The following is a 16762-nucleotide window of genomic DNA, read 5'->3' on the forward strand; positions in this document are numbered from 1 at the left end:
ACAAGAAGTACAAGAAGTACAAGAAGTACAAGAAGTACAAGAAGTACAAGAAGTACAAGAAGTACAAGAAGTACAAGAAGTACAAGATAGCTATTATGATAATCAGTCAGATGAAGAAGTCAAAAGGTCAGATGCAAGTTATCAATTTCCATCACTTGATTTATTACCAGATCCTATTTTAGAAAATGCTGGTGAATTAGATGATTGGGTACTTTCTCAAATTGATGTATTAAATAATACATTGGAAGCATTCCATGTTAATGCAGAAGTTGATGGCTGGACAGTTGGGCCAACGGTGACCCAATTTGAAGTATCATTAGCTGCTGGTGTTAAGGTAAGTAAGATTACCAACCTTGTTGATGACTTGAAACTAGCGCTTGCTGCAAAAGATATCCGTGTAGAGGCGCCAATTCCTGGACGTAGTAGTGTTGGAATTGAAATACCTAATTTAAAATCAAGACCAGTCCTTCTCTCGGAAGTATTGAGATCTCCAGTGTTTATAGAAAATAAATCACCATTGACGGTGGCGTTAGGTGTCGATTTATTTGGTGAAGCACAAGTAACTAACTTACAAAAAATGCCGCATGGATTAATTGCTGGTGCTACAGGGTCTGGTAAGTCAGTTTTTATCAATAGTTTATTAGTTTCTATTTTATATAAGGCAACACCAAACGAAGTTAAATTGTTATTGATTGATCCTAAAGCTGTCGAATTAGCGCCATATCATGATATTCCTCATTTATTAGCACCTGTTATATCAGATGCAAAAGCAGCTTCGGCAGCTTTGAAATGGGCTGTTGATGAAATGGAAGAACGCTATCAAAAATTAGCTGCAGCTGGAGCTAAAAATATTGGTAACTTTAATCAAAAAGCAGAAGCTAATGGCGATTTTGGCCTAAAGATGCCGTATATTTTAATTATTATTGATGAATTAGCTGATTTAATGATGGTTGCTTCAAATGAAGTTCAAGAATATATTGCAAGAATTACACAAAAAGCTAGAGCAGCAGGAATTCATTTAATTCTGGCTACACAACGACCAAGTGTTGATGTTGTTACGGGTACAATTAAAAATAATATTCCAACTCGAATTGCATTTATGGTTTCTAGTCAAATTGACTCGAGAACTATCTTGGATACGGCCGGTGCTGAAAAATTACTTGGACGAGGCGATATGCTCTATCTAGGTAATGGATCAAGTCAGGCTGTTAGGTTACAAGGAACGTATATAGAAGATGAAGTAGATTTAATTACAGATTTTGTTAGAACTCAAGGAAAGCCAAGATATGCATTTAATCCAGATGGACTGAAAAAAATGGCAGATCAAAATGAACAACAAGATGATTTATTGCCAGGTATTTTAGATTTTATTGCGCACGAACAAACCATTTCAACTTCTAAATTACAGCGCGTCTTTTCAATTGGGTATAATAGAGCTGCCAATATTATTGACGAACTTGAAAATCAGCAACATATCTCACATGCTAAGGGGTCGAAACCTCGAGATGTGTATTTAAATGAAGATGAACTCAGACGGATGAGAGAAGAATTTTAACGACAAACTGAATATTAACTCATTTTATGGTAAAATTATGAATGAATAATGTCAGAAAAGGGGATAATGATGAATAACCAAAAAGTATATTATTTTGTAGGAATAAAAGGCTCAGGGATGAGTTCTTTAGCATTAATTTTACACGATCAAGGATTTAAGGTTGAAGGCTCTGATATTGACCAATATACATTCACACAACGTGGATTAGAATTAGCTAATATTAAGGTTTATTCATTTGATGAAAAAAATATCCATGAAGGTTTGACTGTAATTGCGGGAAATGCATTTACAGCGGATCATCCTGAACTTAAAAAGGCACGTGAAATGGGATTAGATATTGTCAGTTATCCTGAAATGTTAAGTCGATTAATGGAAGGTTACACAAGTATTGGTGTTGCCGGCTCTCATGGTAAAACAAGTACAACAGGATTGCTTGCACATGTCTTAAGTGGTATTGCACCAACGAGTTACTTAATTGGGGATGGTACTGGTAAAGGAAAACCTGATGCAAGATTCTTTGTTTATGAAGCAGATGAATACCGTCGACATTTTGTTGCCTATCACCCAGATTATTCAATTATGACTAATATTGATTTTGATCATCCAGATTATTTTACTGGTATTGATGACGTTTTTGATTCATTTGAAACAGTTGCAAAACAAACCAAAAAAGGAATATTTGCTTGGGGAGATGATCCTTTACTCCGTAAAATAAAAGCTGATGTTCCAATTTATTATTATGGTACAAAGGATTCTGATGATTTCCAAGCTCGTGATATAAAACGAACAACTAAAGGTTCTGAATTCGATGTTTATTATCACGATACATCATTAGGTCATTACCAAATTCCAATTTTTGGTGAACATAATATCTTAAATAGTTTGGCCGTTATTGCTGTTTCGTATTTTGAAAAAGTTGATTTAGAAGAAATTGCAAGTGAATTATTAAGTTTTAAAGGGGTTAAACGCCGGTTTAGCGAAAAGTATATTGGTGATATGACAATTATTGATGATTACGCACATCATCCATCAGAAATTAAAGCAACAATTGATGCTGCTCGTCAAAAATATCCTGATAAAGAATTAATTGCGGTCTTCCAACCACATACGTTTAGTAGAACTATTGCGTTGATGGATGATTTTGCAATTAGTTTGAATCTTGCCGATAAGGTTTATTTAACGGATATTTTCAGTTCTGCTCGTGAAACATCAGGTAATGTTTCTAGTGAAGATCTTGGTGCAAAGATTGTTAAGGGTGGCGAGATTATCAAACTTGATAATCTTTCGCCATTACTTGATTACAATAATGCAGTTGTTATTTTTATGGGCGCTGGAGATGTCCAAAAATATGAATATGCATATGAAGAATTATTGAGTAATTTAAGTTTTAAAAATAATTAGTTGCTGAAAAAGAAATGATTTTCGAATCATTTCTTTTTTATTACTTAATTTTTTTTTACGAAAAGTGAAAATTCTTGATAATTTTACATGATTTGGTACACTTGTCCTTATACATACAAGGGGTTATCCTTTAAAAAGGTTAATGCTGTATGAGGTTAAAAGTCATGTTGTATTCTGATTAAAATAAGTAGTATTGCTCTAACTTATTTCATTTTATTAAATTAGTTGTAATAGGTTTTAGTGTATTAATCACAATATTTTAAACATGATTTCTTAATTAACAAGGAGGAAAATAAGATGGATAATCAAAATAGCGTTATTATTAATGAAAAAGATGGATTAAATCATTTTTTAGCAAAATTATATGGGTATATGGCGCTTGCAGTTGGCGTTTCAGCTGTCACAGCATTTTTAACATTGACAGTATTTCAAAAATTAGTTTATGGCTTTATGGCAGAACATTCATGGTCAATTTGGGCATTATTTATTGTCCAATTGGTGGTTGTCTTAAATATTAACGTAAAGGCATCAAGGGCACCATTTGTAACATTTGCTTTATTGATGGGGTATTCTGTACTTGAGGGCGTAACGTTGTCGTTGATTATATCAATGTATTCAGTCGGGAATATCATTGCTGCATTTGCCGCAAGTTCGGCTGTATTCGTTACGATGACCATTTTAGGAAATGTTACTAAACGAGATTTAACTAAATTAGGCACACAGGCATTAGCAGCTTTGGTTGGACTAATTGTTGCTTCATTTGTAAATTTATTCTTACAAAGTGAACTTATTAATTACGTATTCTCATATATCGCTGTGATTATTTTCACCATTTTAACAGCGTGGGACACACAAAAATTAAGACAAGTATTTTTACAACGAGATAGCAATGTTTCAGTTTCTAACTTAGCTATGACAGGTGCACTAATGTTATATCTTGATTTTATTAATTTATTCATTTCATTCTTACAAATCTTTGGTTACGGTGGTAGAGATTAGTAATTCATAAATAAGAAGGTTAAACCTCCAAGTTAAGGATTTATAACTTGGGGGTTTTTATTACTTTATTGAGTTATTAGCGTATTCATTATTAATCACGGCTGATGTTTGGTAAAATAGAGATAGAGATTTTCAAAGGAGACGGATATTAAATGACTAATACTAATGAGAAACTACTATTGATTGATGGAAACAGTATTGCCTATCGTGCATTTTTTGCATTGTACCAATCTGTAGATAGATTTACAAACCAAGCTGGGTTACATACAAATGCATTATATGGGTTTAATAATATGTTGAATGTCATATTAGATACCGAAAAACCGACACATGTATTAGTTGCATTTGATGCAGGAAAGACAACATTTAGAACTAAAAAATATGATAATTACAAGGCCGGTAGATCAAAAACACCGCCAGAACTAAAAGAACAAATGCCATATTTTAGAGAATTACTAGCAGGATACGGCATTAAAACTTACGAATTAATTGATTTTGAAGCAGATGACATTATAGGCACAATGGCAAAAAAAGGTGAAGAAGCTGGATATAATGTGACTATTGTGACTGGAGATCGAGATTTAACACAATTAACAACCGATAAAGTAACAGTTTCTGTCACAAAAAAAGGCGTTAGTGAAATCGAAAAATTTACACCAGAGCATGTAATGGAAAAATTTGGATTAACACCATTGCAAATTATTGATATGAAGGGATTAGTTGGCGATACGTCAGATAATTATCCCGGTGTTACTAAAGTTGGTGAGAAGACTGCAATTAAATTATTAACAGAATATGACTCAATGGAGAATCTTTACGAAAATATTGATCAATTAAAGAAAAGTAAAATGAAAGAGCATTTAATTGAAGATAAAGATCAAGCATTTATGAGCAAAGATTTAGCCAGAATTCGACAAGATGCACCTATCACAATCGATTTTCCTGATACAAAATGGGATGGAAAAGACTTAGATAAGTTAGTTGCTTTCTATGAAAAAATGGATTTTAAAAAATTTTTAAGTCAATTAAATTTAAATTCAGCATCAGATAGTGTAGAAATGAATTTATTTCCAGAACCTAAAAAGACAGATTATAAAGTATTAACTAGTGATAATTTAGATGAATTATCTAAATTATCACAACCAATTTCTTTTTATTTAGAGATGTTGGAAGATAATTATCATACAGCAGATTTTGATGGATTTGCGATAGGTGATGGCAATCAATTTTTCGTAACACGAGATGTTGATTTGTTAAAATCTAAAACTTTAGTTTCAATTCTTTCAAATGATAAAATTAAAAAGAATGTATTTAATTTTAAACGTAATTATGTAGCATTGAACCGATTGGACATTCAACTTGCAGGAACTGAATTCGATCTTTTGTTGGCTTCATATTTGTTAGATACAAGTGATAATAGTAATGATCTTAGTAAAGTTGCACAGAAACATGATTACTATGACGTTAAGTCTGATGAAGAGGTATATGGTAAAGGCGTTAAACGTGCAATTCCAGAAGATGATGATATTTTCTTTAGTCATATGGCATCGAAAGTTGACGCCTTAAATCTTTTGAAAGAACCATTAATGGCCGGATTAGTTGATCATGAGCAAATGGATTTGTACACGGATATGGAACTTCCTCTTTCACTTGTATTAGCCAAGATGGAAATTCAAGGCATTAATGTGGATGCCGATAGATTGAAGATTATGAAAAAGGAATTTTCAACTATTTTAAGTGATATGGAAACTAAAATTTATAGTGAAGCTGGTGAAGAATTTAATATTAATTCACCAAAACAATTAGGCGTTATTTTATTTGAAAAATTAAAATTACCTGTTGTTAAAAAAACTAAAACAGGTTACTCAACTGCAGTTGATGTTTTAGAACAACTTAGTACAATAGCTCCAATTGCAGATTTAATTTTAAAATATCGACAAATTGCAAAAATTCAATCAACGTATGTTGAAGGATTATTAAAAGTTAGACATGAAGATAAGAAAGTTCATACAAGATACCTACAAACACTGACAGCGACAGGCCGATTATCATCTGTAGATCCTAATCTACAAAATATTCCGGTCCGCGTTCCTGAAGGTAAGAAAATTAGACAAGCATTTATACCTGAACATAAGGGATGGAAAATATTCTCATCTGACTATTCACAAATTGAGTTGCGTGTTTTGGCCCATATTGCGCATGATGCTAATATGCAAGAAGCTTTTAAAGAAGGAATCGATATCCATGCTAATACAGCAATGAAAATTTTTAGTTTAGAATCGCCAGATGACGTGACGTCAAATATGCGTCGAACAGCTAAGGCAGTCAATTTTGGGATTGTTTATGGTATTAGTGATTATGGATTGTCACAAAATATTGGGATTACTAGAAAACAAGCACAAACATTTATTGATACTTATTTAAATGAATTTACAGGCGTTAAGAACTACATGGAAAGCGTTGTGCGTGAAGCTAAAGATAAGGGCTATGTTGAAACATTATTCCATCGTCGTCGTTATTTACCAGATATTAACAGTCGAAACTTTAATTTACGTTCTTTTGCTGAAAGAACTGCAATGAATACCCCAATTCAAGGTAGTGCTGCGGATATTATTAAAGTAGCGATGATTAATATGAACAAAATGTTAGAAGAAGAACATTTACAAGCCAAAATGTTATTACAAGTACATGATGAATTAATTTTTGAAGCACCTGAAGAAGAAATTGCTATCTTGCAAAAGAAAGTTCCTGAAGTTATGGACGCTGCTGTTTCTTTAGAGGTTCCTTTAAAAGTTGAGAGTGCGTTTGGTGATAGTTGGTTTGATACTAAATAAAAAGTGGTTGGGGGTAATTATATGCCAGAATTACCAGAAGTTGAAACGGTTCGAAGAGGTCTTAGTCAATTAGTTATAGGTAAGACAATTAAATCAATTGATGTTTTATGGCCTAAAATTGTATCTGGGGATGTACTAGATTTTAAGCGTGAATTAGAAGGTAGAAAGATTGAATCAATCGATAGACTGGGTAAATACTTACTTTTTCGTTTTGATAGTAAAATGACAATGGTTTCTCATTTAAGAATGGAAGGCAAATATTTTGTCCGTGGATCAGATGAACCAATTGAAAAACATTCCCACGTCATATTTCATTTAACTGATGGGCAAGATTTAAGATACAATGATGTTCGTAAGTTTGGACGCATGCAACTAATCCCCACAGGTCGAGAACGTGAACTTTCGGGACTTAAGAAGCTAGGACCAGAACCGACAGAAGATGATTTTAAGCTCAGTTATTTCAAAAAATATTTATCTCGTAAGCATATGGCAATCAAGCCTGTGTTATTAAATCAAGAAGCGGTTGCTGGTCTTGGAAATATTTATGTTGATGAAGTTTTATGGATGAGTAAAATTAATCCGGAACAGCCAGCAAATTTAATTTCTGATAGGAAATTAGCTATATTACGTAAAAATATTATTCTTGAGCTAGCCACTGCGGTACAAGCTGGTGGAACAACAATTAGATCCTATACGGGTGCGTTTGGTGAGACGGGTTTGTTCCAATTTGATTTGAATGTCTATGGTCAAACAGGAAAACCATGTCCTAGATGCGGAGCGCCTATTGTTAAAATAAAAGTGGCACAACGAGGGACACACTACTGTCCACATTGCCAACCGTTAAAGGAAGTTTAAAAATGACTTATATTCTTGGACTAACTGGTGGCATAGCAACAGGTAAATCAACAGTTAGTCGTATTTTTAGAGAAGAAAATATCACAGTTATTGATGCAGACGTTATTGCGAGACAAGCTGTTGAACCAGAATCTGTAACATTAAAAATAATCATTCAAACATTTGGTGAAAAATATTTATCATTAACCGGGAATTTGAATCGAAAAGAGTTAGGTCAGCTAGTTTTTAATGATGCAACAGAGTTAAAAAAATTGAACGGCATTATGGTTCCTGCTATTAGAAAAGAAATCTTGTCACAAATAGAAGTCCAAAAAAAATTAGGTAGCCAGTTAATTATTTTGGATATGCCTTTATTATTTGAGCAAAACTACCAATTACTTTGTGATGCAGTAATGGTTATCTATGTACCTGAAACAGCACAATTAGAACGTTTAATGAAGCGGGATGAATTGTCTTTAGATGAGGCGATGTTAAGGGTTAAAGCACAATGGCCCATTCAAAAGAAAAAAGATTTAGCAGATTTTGTAATAGATAATTCAACAACGGTTGCCGTTACAAGGGTTCAAGTGCTAAACTGGCTTAGTAATCAAATTAATGGTTAAATAATGTAAATAAAAAATAATGAGGTGTCACAATGAAATGTCCACATTGCCAACATAATGGCTCTCGAGTCGTTGACAGTCGACCAACAGATGAAGGTCGCGTTATCAGACGACGTCGTGAATGTGAAAATTGTGAATTTAGATTCACAACATTTGAACGAGTTGAAGCTACACCACTACTTGTTATTAAAAAAAATGGAACACGTGAAGAATTTAATCGTGAAAAGATTCTTAAAGGTATTATCAGTTCTGCTGAGAAAAGACCAGTTTCAATGAAAGCTATCACTCATCTTGTGGATCAAGTGGAAAATAATGTTAGAGCATTAGGTGAAAATGAAATTTCTAGCCAACTAATTGGTGAATATGTTATGGGATTATTGGCTGATGTAGATGAAATTGCGTACATTAGATTTGCTAGTGTTTATCGCCAATTTAAAGATATGAGTGTTTTCTTAAAAGAATTAAATGAAATGATGGCTCGTGATAAAACACCTACAGATAAACCGGATTTGAAGGAATGATAATCAATGATTGATATATGCGGAAATATGAGTCCGAAAGACGGTTATGTCGTTTTAATGGATGAAAAAGTTACAAATGATGATATTGAACGACTAGACTACTTGTATCAACCTGTTATGGGTGTGATTGCGAGTGGTCTATTTGCTCTATTGAAAGGTGAGGCAGGTCAAAATCCACAATTATCTAATCGAAAGATGCATAGTGAATTACTTGCATTACTAAATATTGACATAGCAATGTTTTATGAAGCAAGAAGTGCCCTTGAAGCTTTAGGGCTTTTGAAGAGCTTTGAAAAAGAGGATGCAATAGGAAAAGTTGTTGTCTATCAATTGCGTCGACCTTTGCAAGCAACTGATTTTTTTACAGATGATTTACTAAGCACTTTACTCTGGGAATCGATTGGTGATGGTAGGTACAAAGAAATTACCACTCGATTTGCGTTACCAATTTTAAAATTAGATGGCTTCAAAGAAACATCTAAAAGTTTCTTAGATGTTTTCCAAGTTAATCAAGATCATTTGTCTAATAAACCTGATATTATTTCTGAAAGTAAAAAAGTTTTTTCAACGGACAAGAAGATACCGAAAAAGTTAGTTGAGTCAGGTAGTATTGAGTCATTTGATTTTAAATTTTTTATTGAACTACTGGAAAAGAGTTTCGTTTCTTTGGATAATATCAATGAACAGCGGGATTTAATTATTTCAGAGCATCTCTTGTATGGTATTGATGAAATCGAAATGGCCCAATTTATTGGAGATTCAGCTGACTTATCAACAAATGAAGTTGATTATAATTCATTCAAGCAACATATTGCTCACAAATATAATCAACAAATTAAACTGAAAAAACAAGAAGATTTAACAAGTAGTGATAATAAAAAGGTTAATATGAAATCTGTTGAAACGCTAAAAAAAGTTGGTTTTTCTGAAGAGGATTCGCAGTTAATTCTTGCGAGTGAAGCCTATAAACCTTTTGATTTTTTGAAATCGTTAAAAGAAAGCAAGGGTGGATATGTCACTGACAGTGAAGCATATCTGTTACAGCAACTTATTCAACGACAGATATTTTCTAATTCAGTCATTAATATTCTGATTCATTACATTTTGATTGACCGTGATTTATCAACACTTAATAAATCGTTTGTCGATACTATGGCTAATGATTGGTCACAGCAAAAAGTGAAGACACCTGAAGAAGCCATTAATCAGGTTCGACAATTTAACAATAAAAAGACTGAAACTAAGGCGTCAAACCAACGACAAAGAAAAATAATTAAAAAAGAGACATTGCCTGATTGGGCTAAAGATGACTATCAAGCACCAAAAGTGGATGTAAAAGTTGATAAGGATGAACTAAAAAGACAACTTGCTGAATTTAATAAAACAGCACCCAAAGGAGGAAAATGATGGAAGATTTAGGGACAGAAATCAAAAAATTTCTTGAAAAGGACAACCTGAGTGAAAGATATCCTAATGTTAATTATCGTGATTTAATGAGAAAAGTTTATGAAGATTCAGATGTCATCGCTTTTTTAGATAGAAATAAAGCTGAATTAACAGAGGATAGTATTCGACGCGCTGATGCAAAATTGTATGAATTCTTATCTGAAAAAAATAAAATTATTCTTGGTAAAGGAATGATAGCACCAGGTTATAAGCCACAATTGGTTTTGAATAATCATATGATTGATGTTTCCTATGTACCAACAGATTCTTTTATCGAGGCTCAAAAAAGTAGAGCATTAGCTAAGCGAGTTAAATCAATGAGTATGTCTAAAGATATCAAAAACGCGACTATGAATGGCTTTGATATGGATGAACGTGGGGATGCACTTAGCCAGAGTTTAAAATTTATAACAACATTTGTTGATAGTCCTAAATCTTATCACCAAGCAATGTATTTTTATGGTAGCTTTGGCGTTGGTAAAACATATCTTTTAGGTGCTATGGCCAATGAATTAGCAAGTCGAGGATACCAAACGACTTTAATGCATTTCCCTAGTTTTGCAGTTGAAATTAAAAATGCTATTAGTGATAATCGTGTTTATGACATGCTAAATGCTGTTAAAAAATCTGAAATTTTAATGATTGATGATATTGGTGCCGATGCAATGTCTAGTTGGGTTCGTGATGATATTTTAGGTGTTATTTTACAATATCGCATGCAAGAAGAATTACCAACTTTCTTTAGTTCTAATTTTTCGATGAAACAACTAGAAGATGAGCATTTACGTATTAGTCAAAAGGGTGAAGACGAGCCTCTTAAGGCAAAAAGAATTATGGAACGAATTCACTTTTTAGCAAAAGAAGTTAAGATTGTTGGAAAAAATCGTCGACCTAAATAAGAATAATAGTTGCTAAATTTCACTAAAAATGGTTAAATAGTTATTAAATTGATACGGAAGATTACATTCTTTTTTTATGTCCGCAGGGAGGGAAAGCATAGCTGAAAGCTTTTCTGGCAGAGAATAAGTGATGACCACTTCCATAATGTTGCCTGATTTTTATCAGGTCGGATTGGATCCGTTAAAATCTATGGAGAAAGTTTTGTTTCGGCAAAACTTTGAATTTGGGTGGAACCACGTTAATCGACGTCCCTAATACACGATTTTATTTGTGTATTAGGGACTTTTTTTGTATCAAAAAATATTAAAACAATGGAGGAAGTTAACATGTCAAAAATAAATATTACATTTCCAGATGGCGCAGTTAAAGAGTTTGATTCAGGTATTACGACTGAAGACGTTGCAAAGTCAATTAGTCCTAGTTTAGCTAAAAAATCAATTGCCGGTAAATTCAATGGTGTTTTGGTTGATTATCTTCGTCCATTAGAGGCAGACGGCGCTATCGAAATTGTTACTAAAGAATCTGCAGACGGATTAATCGTTTTATGGCATACAGCTGCTCAAGTTTTAGCTAATGCGTTACAACAATTATACCCAGGTATGAAATTTGGTATGAGTTCTGATATTGAAAATGGTTTCTATTTTGATACAGATAATGGTGAAACACAAGTTAGCGTTGATGATTTGAAGAAAATTCAAGATAAGATGAAATCAATTGTTAAAGAAAATTTGAAAATTGAACGTCAATTAGTTTCAAAAGCTGAAGCTCTTGAATTATTTGCTGGTGACCCATATCGTGCTGAATTAGTAGTTGAAGCTACTGATGAAAATGGACAAGTTGAAATTTACAAACAAGGTGAATTCGTTAACTTAAGCGATGGCGCACAATTACGCTCAACTGCTGATGTTAAAATTTTCCAATTATTATCAGTTGCTGGTGCATATTGGCAAGGTAAATCAAGTAATCCGATGTTACAACGTGTTTATGGTACAGCGTTCTTTAAACAAAAAGATTTAGATGCTGAATTAGTTCGTCGTCAAGAAGCACGTGAACGCGATCATCGAGTAATTGGTAATGACTTAGATTTATTCTTTGTAGATCCAAAAGTTGGTGCAGGATTACCATACTGGTTACCTAATGGTGCTACAATTCGTCGTACGATTGAACGCTACATTGTTGATAAGGAAGTTTCAAATGGTTATGATCATGTTTACACACCAATCTTAGCCAACTTGGATTTATATAAAACTTCTGGTCATTGGGACCATTATCGCGAAGACATGTTCCCACCAATGGACATGGGTGATGGCGAAGAGTTAGAGTTACGTCCAATGAACTGTCCTTCACATATTCAAGTTTACAAGCATCATATTCGTTCATATCGTGATCTTCCTATCAGAATTGCTGAATTAGGAATGATGCATCGTTATGAAAAATCAGGTGCACTTTCTGGTTTACAACGTGTACGTGAAATGACATTAAATGATGGTCATACTTTCGTTGCTCCTGATCAAATTCAAGAAGAATTTAAAAGCGTCCTTCGTTTAATGATGGAAGTTTATGATGACTTTGGGATTGCTGACTATTCATTCCGTTTGAGCTATCGTGATCCAGCTAACACAGAGAAATACTTTGATGATAATGAAATGTGGACAAAATCACAAAGTATGTTAAAAGGTGCTATGGATGATTTAGGCTTAGATTACTACGAAGCTGAAGGAGAAGCAGCATTTTACGGTCCTAAATTAGATGTTCAAACAAAAACAGCGTTAGGAAATGATGAAACGTTATCAACAATTCAATTAGATTTCATGATGCCTGAAAAATTTGAATTATCATACATCGGTGATGATGGTGAAGAACACCGTCCTGTTATGATTCATCGTGGACTTGTTTCAACGATGGAACGTTTTACAGCTTACTTAACAGAAATGTACAAAGGAGCATTCCCAACTTGGTTGGCTCCTAAACAGGTAACAATTATTCCTGTTAAAAACGATCTTCATGCCGATTATGCGCATGATTTACGTGCTAACTTAGTTGCTCGTGGTGTACGAGTAACGGTTGATGAACGTAACGAAAAGATGGGTTATAAGATGCGTCAAGCGCAAGTTACTAAAGTACCTTATATTTTAGTTGTCGGTGATAATGAAGTAGCTGAAAATACAGTTTCTGTTCGTCGACATGGTGAAGATGATTCAAATATCTTTACAAAAGAAGATTTTATTAACAACATTACAAAAGAAATTGCCAACTATAGTCGTAAAGCATAAAAAAGACTCATTTTAATTTGCTTGACAATGAGTCTTCAAGTTGGTATGATATAAAAGTTAAGAAAAAGCAGAGGCTCCCGCTTCTCGCCTGAAGAGACAAAGAGTCTCTGGGCAGAATATTATTGAAATTAAATTCCAATTAAAATGGATTTCAAGCGGGCTGCGATAATTTATTATTGTTGCCCGTTTTTCTGTGTTTTTTCTCAAAAAAATTTGGAGGTGCATTGCCATAGCAGTTGATAAAGTAGACAAAATGGTCAATGAAGGTATCCGCGCATCGGAACTTCGTTTGATCGGTGATGATGGCGAACAACTTGGTGTTAAAACGAAACAAGAAGCACTAGATATGGCAGAAATTGCTAATTTAGATGTTGTTGTTGTTGCCGCTAACTCAAAACCACCTGTTGCTAAGATTATGGATTACGGGAAGTACCGTTTCGAATTACAAAAGAAACAAAGAGAAGCCCGTAAAAACCAAAAGATTGTTAATGTTAAAGAAGTTAGACTTAGTCCAACGATTGATATTAACGATTTCAATACAAAATTGAAAAATGCCTCAAAATTCCTTGCAAAAGGTGATAAGGTTAAAGTATCAATTAGATTTAAAGGCCGTGCAATTACGCATAAAGAAATCGGACGTGATGTCTTGAATCGCTTCGCTGACGCAGCTAAAGAAGTTGCATCAGTTGAATCAAGAGCGAAGATGGATGGACGTAGTATGTTCATGATGCTTGCACCTAAGGCTGAAAAGTAAAGCTATATTAGGAGGATATTAGATTATGCCAAAACAAAAGACTCATCGTGCATCAGCAAAACGTTTTAAACGTACAGGAAATGGTGGCTTAAAACGCTCTAAAGCATATACAAGTCATCGTATGCATGGTAAAACTAAGAAACAACGTCGTCAATTAAGCAAATCAACTACAGTGTCAGCATCAGATAACAAGCGTATCAAACAAATGCTTTCACAAATGAAATAATAAATATAAATTAGACAATTGATGCCATTTTTAAATGGCTCAATAAGGAGGAATTTTCATGCCACGAGTTAAAGGTGGAACCGTTACACGTCAACGTCGCAAAAGAATGCTTAAATTAGCAAAAGGTTACCGTGGATCAAAACATATCCAATTTAAGGTAGCTAAACAACAAGTAATGAAATCGTACCAATATTCATTCCGTGATCGCCATCAAACAAAACGTAACTTCCGTCGTCTATGGATTGCACGTATTAACGCTGCAGCACGTATGAATGGTTTAAGTTACAGCAAGATGATGCATGGCTTGAAATTAGCTGAAATTGAAGTTAACCGTAAAATGTTAGCTGAATTAGCTGTTAAAGATTCAGCAGCATTTGCTGCTGTTGCAGAAGAAGCTAAAAAAGCATTAAGTAAATAATAACTTTTAAGAGGATACTTGACCAATTGTCAAGTATCCTCTTTTTTTAATAAAATTTCTGTAAATAAGTTAAGTATGTTATTTTTAGTGAAATCAAAAAAATTTTATGTGATATCAATGATTATGGTCTATGTAACTAATAAGACAAAATATAATCTTAAAAAGAGCAATATAAAATTGAAATAACTCGTTTCTATTATTTTAAAATGAGAAAATAAAATTAATTTCATTTGTTTTCATGGAAAACATGCAATTTTGTTGAAAGTACATTATACTTAGATTATTATTCTAAAATTGAGGTAGCTAACATGCTTGAGAGATATAAACCAACTTGGATGGTTGAATCAATTTATGATTTAACACCAGAGGATTTACAAAATCATGGAATTAAAGTTGTTATGACTGATTTAGACAATACATTAATTGCATGGGATAACCCAAACGGAACCCCAGAATTGAAGAATTGGTTAGAGCTTATAGCTGCGGCTTCAATTCCAGTGATTGTTGTATCTAACAATAGTCACGAACGTATTGAAAAGGCACTGGAACATATTGGATTACCATTTGTTTCCAGAGCTCTAAAACCATTTACAAAAGGAATTAACCAAGTTAAAAATGAATTTAAGATGAATAATCAAGATTTAGTTTTAATAGGTGATCAATTGATGACTGATATTGCTGCTGCGAATAATGCGGGCATTAAAAGTATATTGGTTAAACCACTTGTTGAATCAGACGCTTGGAATACAAAACCTAATCGTTTCATTGAAAAAAGAATTAAAAATCACTTAATTAAAAAACACGATTTTAAAACTAAATGGGGGAATTCATTGGATGACTGACATAATTGAAGTACCAGAAATTGACGAAGATCTTTTTTGTATTGGCTGTGGCTCAAAAATTCAAAGTGAAGAAGTAGATGAATTAGGCTATACACCTAAATCCGCAGTAAAAAAAGGACTTGAAACAAATGAACTATATTGCCAAAGATGTTTTAGACTACGACATTACAATGAAATTGCTGACGTTAAGTTAACTGATGATGATTTCCTAAAATTATTGAATCAAATTGGTAGTGCTGATGCATTAATCGTCAACGTTATTGATATTTTTGATTTTAATGGTAGTCTAATTCCTGGATTACATCGATTTGTGGGTGATAATCCTGTTTTAATGGTTGGAAATAAAGCTGATTTATTGCCTAAGTCATTGAGACGTTCGAAGTTAAAGGATTGGATGAGACAACAAGCTAATTTACAAGGATTACGACCAATTGATGTTGCATTGACAAGTGCAACAAAAAACTTTGCGATTGATGAATTATTAGAATTAATTGAAAAGTATCGTGAAGGCCGTGATGTGTACGTTGTTGGAGTAACTAATGTTGGTAAATCAACATTGATTAATCAAATCATTAAACAAAGAACAGGTGTCCAAGACCTGATTACAACTTCAAGATTCCCAGGAACTACGCTTGATAAGATTGAAATTCCATTGGACGATGATCGAGCTTTAATTGATACACCAGGTATTATTCATCAAGACCAGATGGCTCATTATCTATCAGGTAAGGCGCTAAGATTAGTTTCTCCTCAAAAAGAAATTAAACAACGCGTCTATCAGTTAAATGAAAACCAAACATTATTCTTTGGGGCTGTTGCAAGATTTGATTACATTTCAGGGGGAACTCCTGGTGTTGTCGTTTATCTTGATAATGATTTAATGATTCATAGAACAAAAACTGAGACTGCAAGTGAATTTTATGAGAAACATGCTGGTGGTTTATTAAATCCACCAACAGATGATGAAATGAACGACTTCCCAGAATTAGTTCGTTTTGAATTTAAAGCAACACAAAAAAGTGATTTAGTTTTTGCCGGACTTGGATGGGTAACCATTAATGAGGGTGCTAAAGTCGCTGGCTGGGCACCAAAAGGTGTTTCGGTTCTTTTACGTAAAGCAATGATATAAGAGGAGT

The 16762-nt window shown here is 33.5% G+C and carries 15 protein-coding genes and 1 other annotated feature; all 15 genes read left to right on the forward strand.

Translation table 11 applies throughout. The features are described from left to right. A partial coding sequence (locus tag AC1RPH_RS02175) for a DNA translocase FtsK (protein WP_481761196.1) occupies positions 1 to 1555 on the forward strand: 1555 nt, incomplete at its 5' end. A 69-nt stretch (positions 1556 to 1624) separates the two neighbouring features. Continuing rightward, positions 1625 to 2956, forward strand: a complete 1332-nt coding sequence (murC, locus tag AC1RPH_RS02180; protein ID WP_481761401.1) for a UDP-N-acetylmuramate--L-alanine ligase — start codon at positions 1625 to 1627, stop codon at positions 2954 to 2956. 297 nt (positions 2957 to 3253) lie between these two features. Then, complete coding sequence (locus AC1RPH_RS02185; protein WP_481761197.1) at positions 3254 to 3955, forward strand: Bax inhibitor-1/YccA family protein; 702 nt, start codon at positions 3254 to 3256, stop codon at positions 3953 to 3955. A gap of 152 nt (positions 3956 to 4107) precedes the next feature. Further along, positions 4108 to 6789 carry a DNA polymerase I gene (polA, locus tag AC1RPH_RS02190; RefSeq protein WP_481761198.1) on the forward strand — a complete coding sequence of 894 codons (2682 nt, stop codon included), beginning with the start codon at positions 4108 to 4110 and terminating at the stop codon, positions 6787 to 6789. Positions 6790 to 6810: 21 nt separating this feature from the next. Continuing rightward, a complete protein-coding gene (gene mutM / locus AC1RPH_RS02195; protein WP_481761199.1) occupies positions 6811 to 7644 on the forward strand; it encodes a DNA-formamidopyrimidine glycosylase in 834 nt (277 codons plus the stop codon). A gap of 2 nt (positions 7645 to 7646) precedes the next feature. Continuing rightward, positions 7647 to 8246: a dephospho-CoA kinase gene (coaE, locus tag AC1RPH_RS02200; RefSeq protein ID WP_481761200.1), complete on the forward strand. Its 600-nt coding sequence runs from the start codon at positions 7647 to 7649 to the stop codon at positions 8244 to 8246. Positions 8247 to 8278: 32 nt separating this feature from the next. Then, positions 8279 to 8767 carry a transcriptional regulator NrdR gene (nrdR, locus tag AC1RPH_RS02205; RefSeq protein ID WP_409022693.1) on the forward strand — a complete coding sequence of 163 codons (489 nt, stop codon included), beginning with the start codon at positions 8279 to 8281 and terminating at the stop codon, positions 8765 to 8767. A gap of 27 nt (positions 8768 to 8794) precedes the next feature. Then, positions 8795 to 10174, forward strand: a complete 1380-nt coding sequence (locus tag AC1RPH_RS02210; RefSeq protein ID WP_481761201.1) for a replication initiation and membrane attachment family protein — start codon at positions 8795 to 8797, stop codon at positions 10172 to 10174. Next, entirely contained in the window at positions 10174 to 11112 is a 939-nt protein-coding gene (gene dnaI, locus AC1RPH_RS02215) for a primosomal protein DnaI (RefSeq protein WP_409022691.1), read from the forward strand. The genes AC1RPH_RS02210 and dnaI overlap by 1 nt, the downstream gene beginning before the upstream one ends. Positions 11113 to 11439: 327 nt before the next feature. Continuing rightward, complete coding sequence (gene thrS / locus AC1RPH_RS02220; protein ID WP_481761202.1) at positions 11440 to 13386, forward strand: threonine--tRNA ligase; 1947 nt, start codon at positions 11440 to 11442, stop codon at positions 13384 to 13386. A gap of 59 nt (positions 13387 to 13445) precedes the next feature. Further along, positions 13446 to 13583, forward strand: a sequence feature (ribosomal protein L20 leader region). A 56-nt stretch (positions 13584 to 13639) separates the two neighbouring features. Beyond that, positions 13640 to 14140 carry a translation initiation factor IF-3 gene (gene infC / locus AC1RPH_RS02225; protein WP_409022689.1) on the forward strand — a complete coding sequence of 167 codons (501 nt, stop codon included), beginning with the start codon at positions 13640 to 13642 and terminating at the stop codon, positions 14138 to 14140. 25 nt (positions 14141 to 14165) lie between these two features. After that, complete coding sequence (gene rpmI, locus AC1RPH_RS02230) at positions 14166 to 14366, forward strand: 50S ribosomal protein L35 (RefSeq protein WP_057973380.1); 201 nt, start codon at positions 14166 to 14168, stop codon at positions 14364 to 14366. Positions 14367 to 14424: 58 nt separating this feature from the next. Continuing rightward, a complete protein-coding gene (gene rplT, locus AC1RPH_RS02235; RefSeq protein ID WP_409022688.1) occupies positions 14425 to 14784 on the forward strand; it encodes a 50S ribosomal protein L20 in 360 nt (119 codons plus the stop codon). A gap of 308 nt (positions 14785 to 15092) precedes the next feature. Continuing rightward, positions 15093 to 15626 carry a YqeG family HAD IIIA-type phosphatase gene (locus tag AC1RPH_RS02240; protein ID WP_409022687.1) on the forward strand — a complete coding sequence of 178 codons (534 nt, stop codon included), beginning with the start codon at positions 15093 to 15095 and terminating at the stop codon, positions 15624 to 15626. After that, positions 15619 to 16755: a ribosome biogenesis GTPase YqeH gene (yqeH, locus tag AC1RPH_RS02245; RefSeq protein WP_481761203.1), complete on the forward strand. Its 1137-nt coding sequence runs from the start codon at positions 15619 to 15621 to the stop codon at positions 16753 to 16755. The genes AC1RPH_RS02240 and yqeH overlap by 8 nt, the downstream gene beginning before the upstream one ends. Positions 16756 to 16762 lie beyond the last annotated feature (7 nt).

Source organism: Dellaglioa sp. CoH-57-MRSF-16 (genome assembly GCF_056782055.1).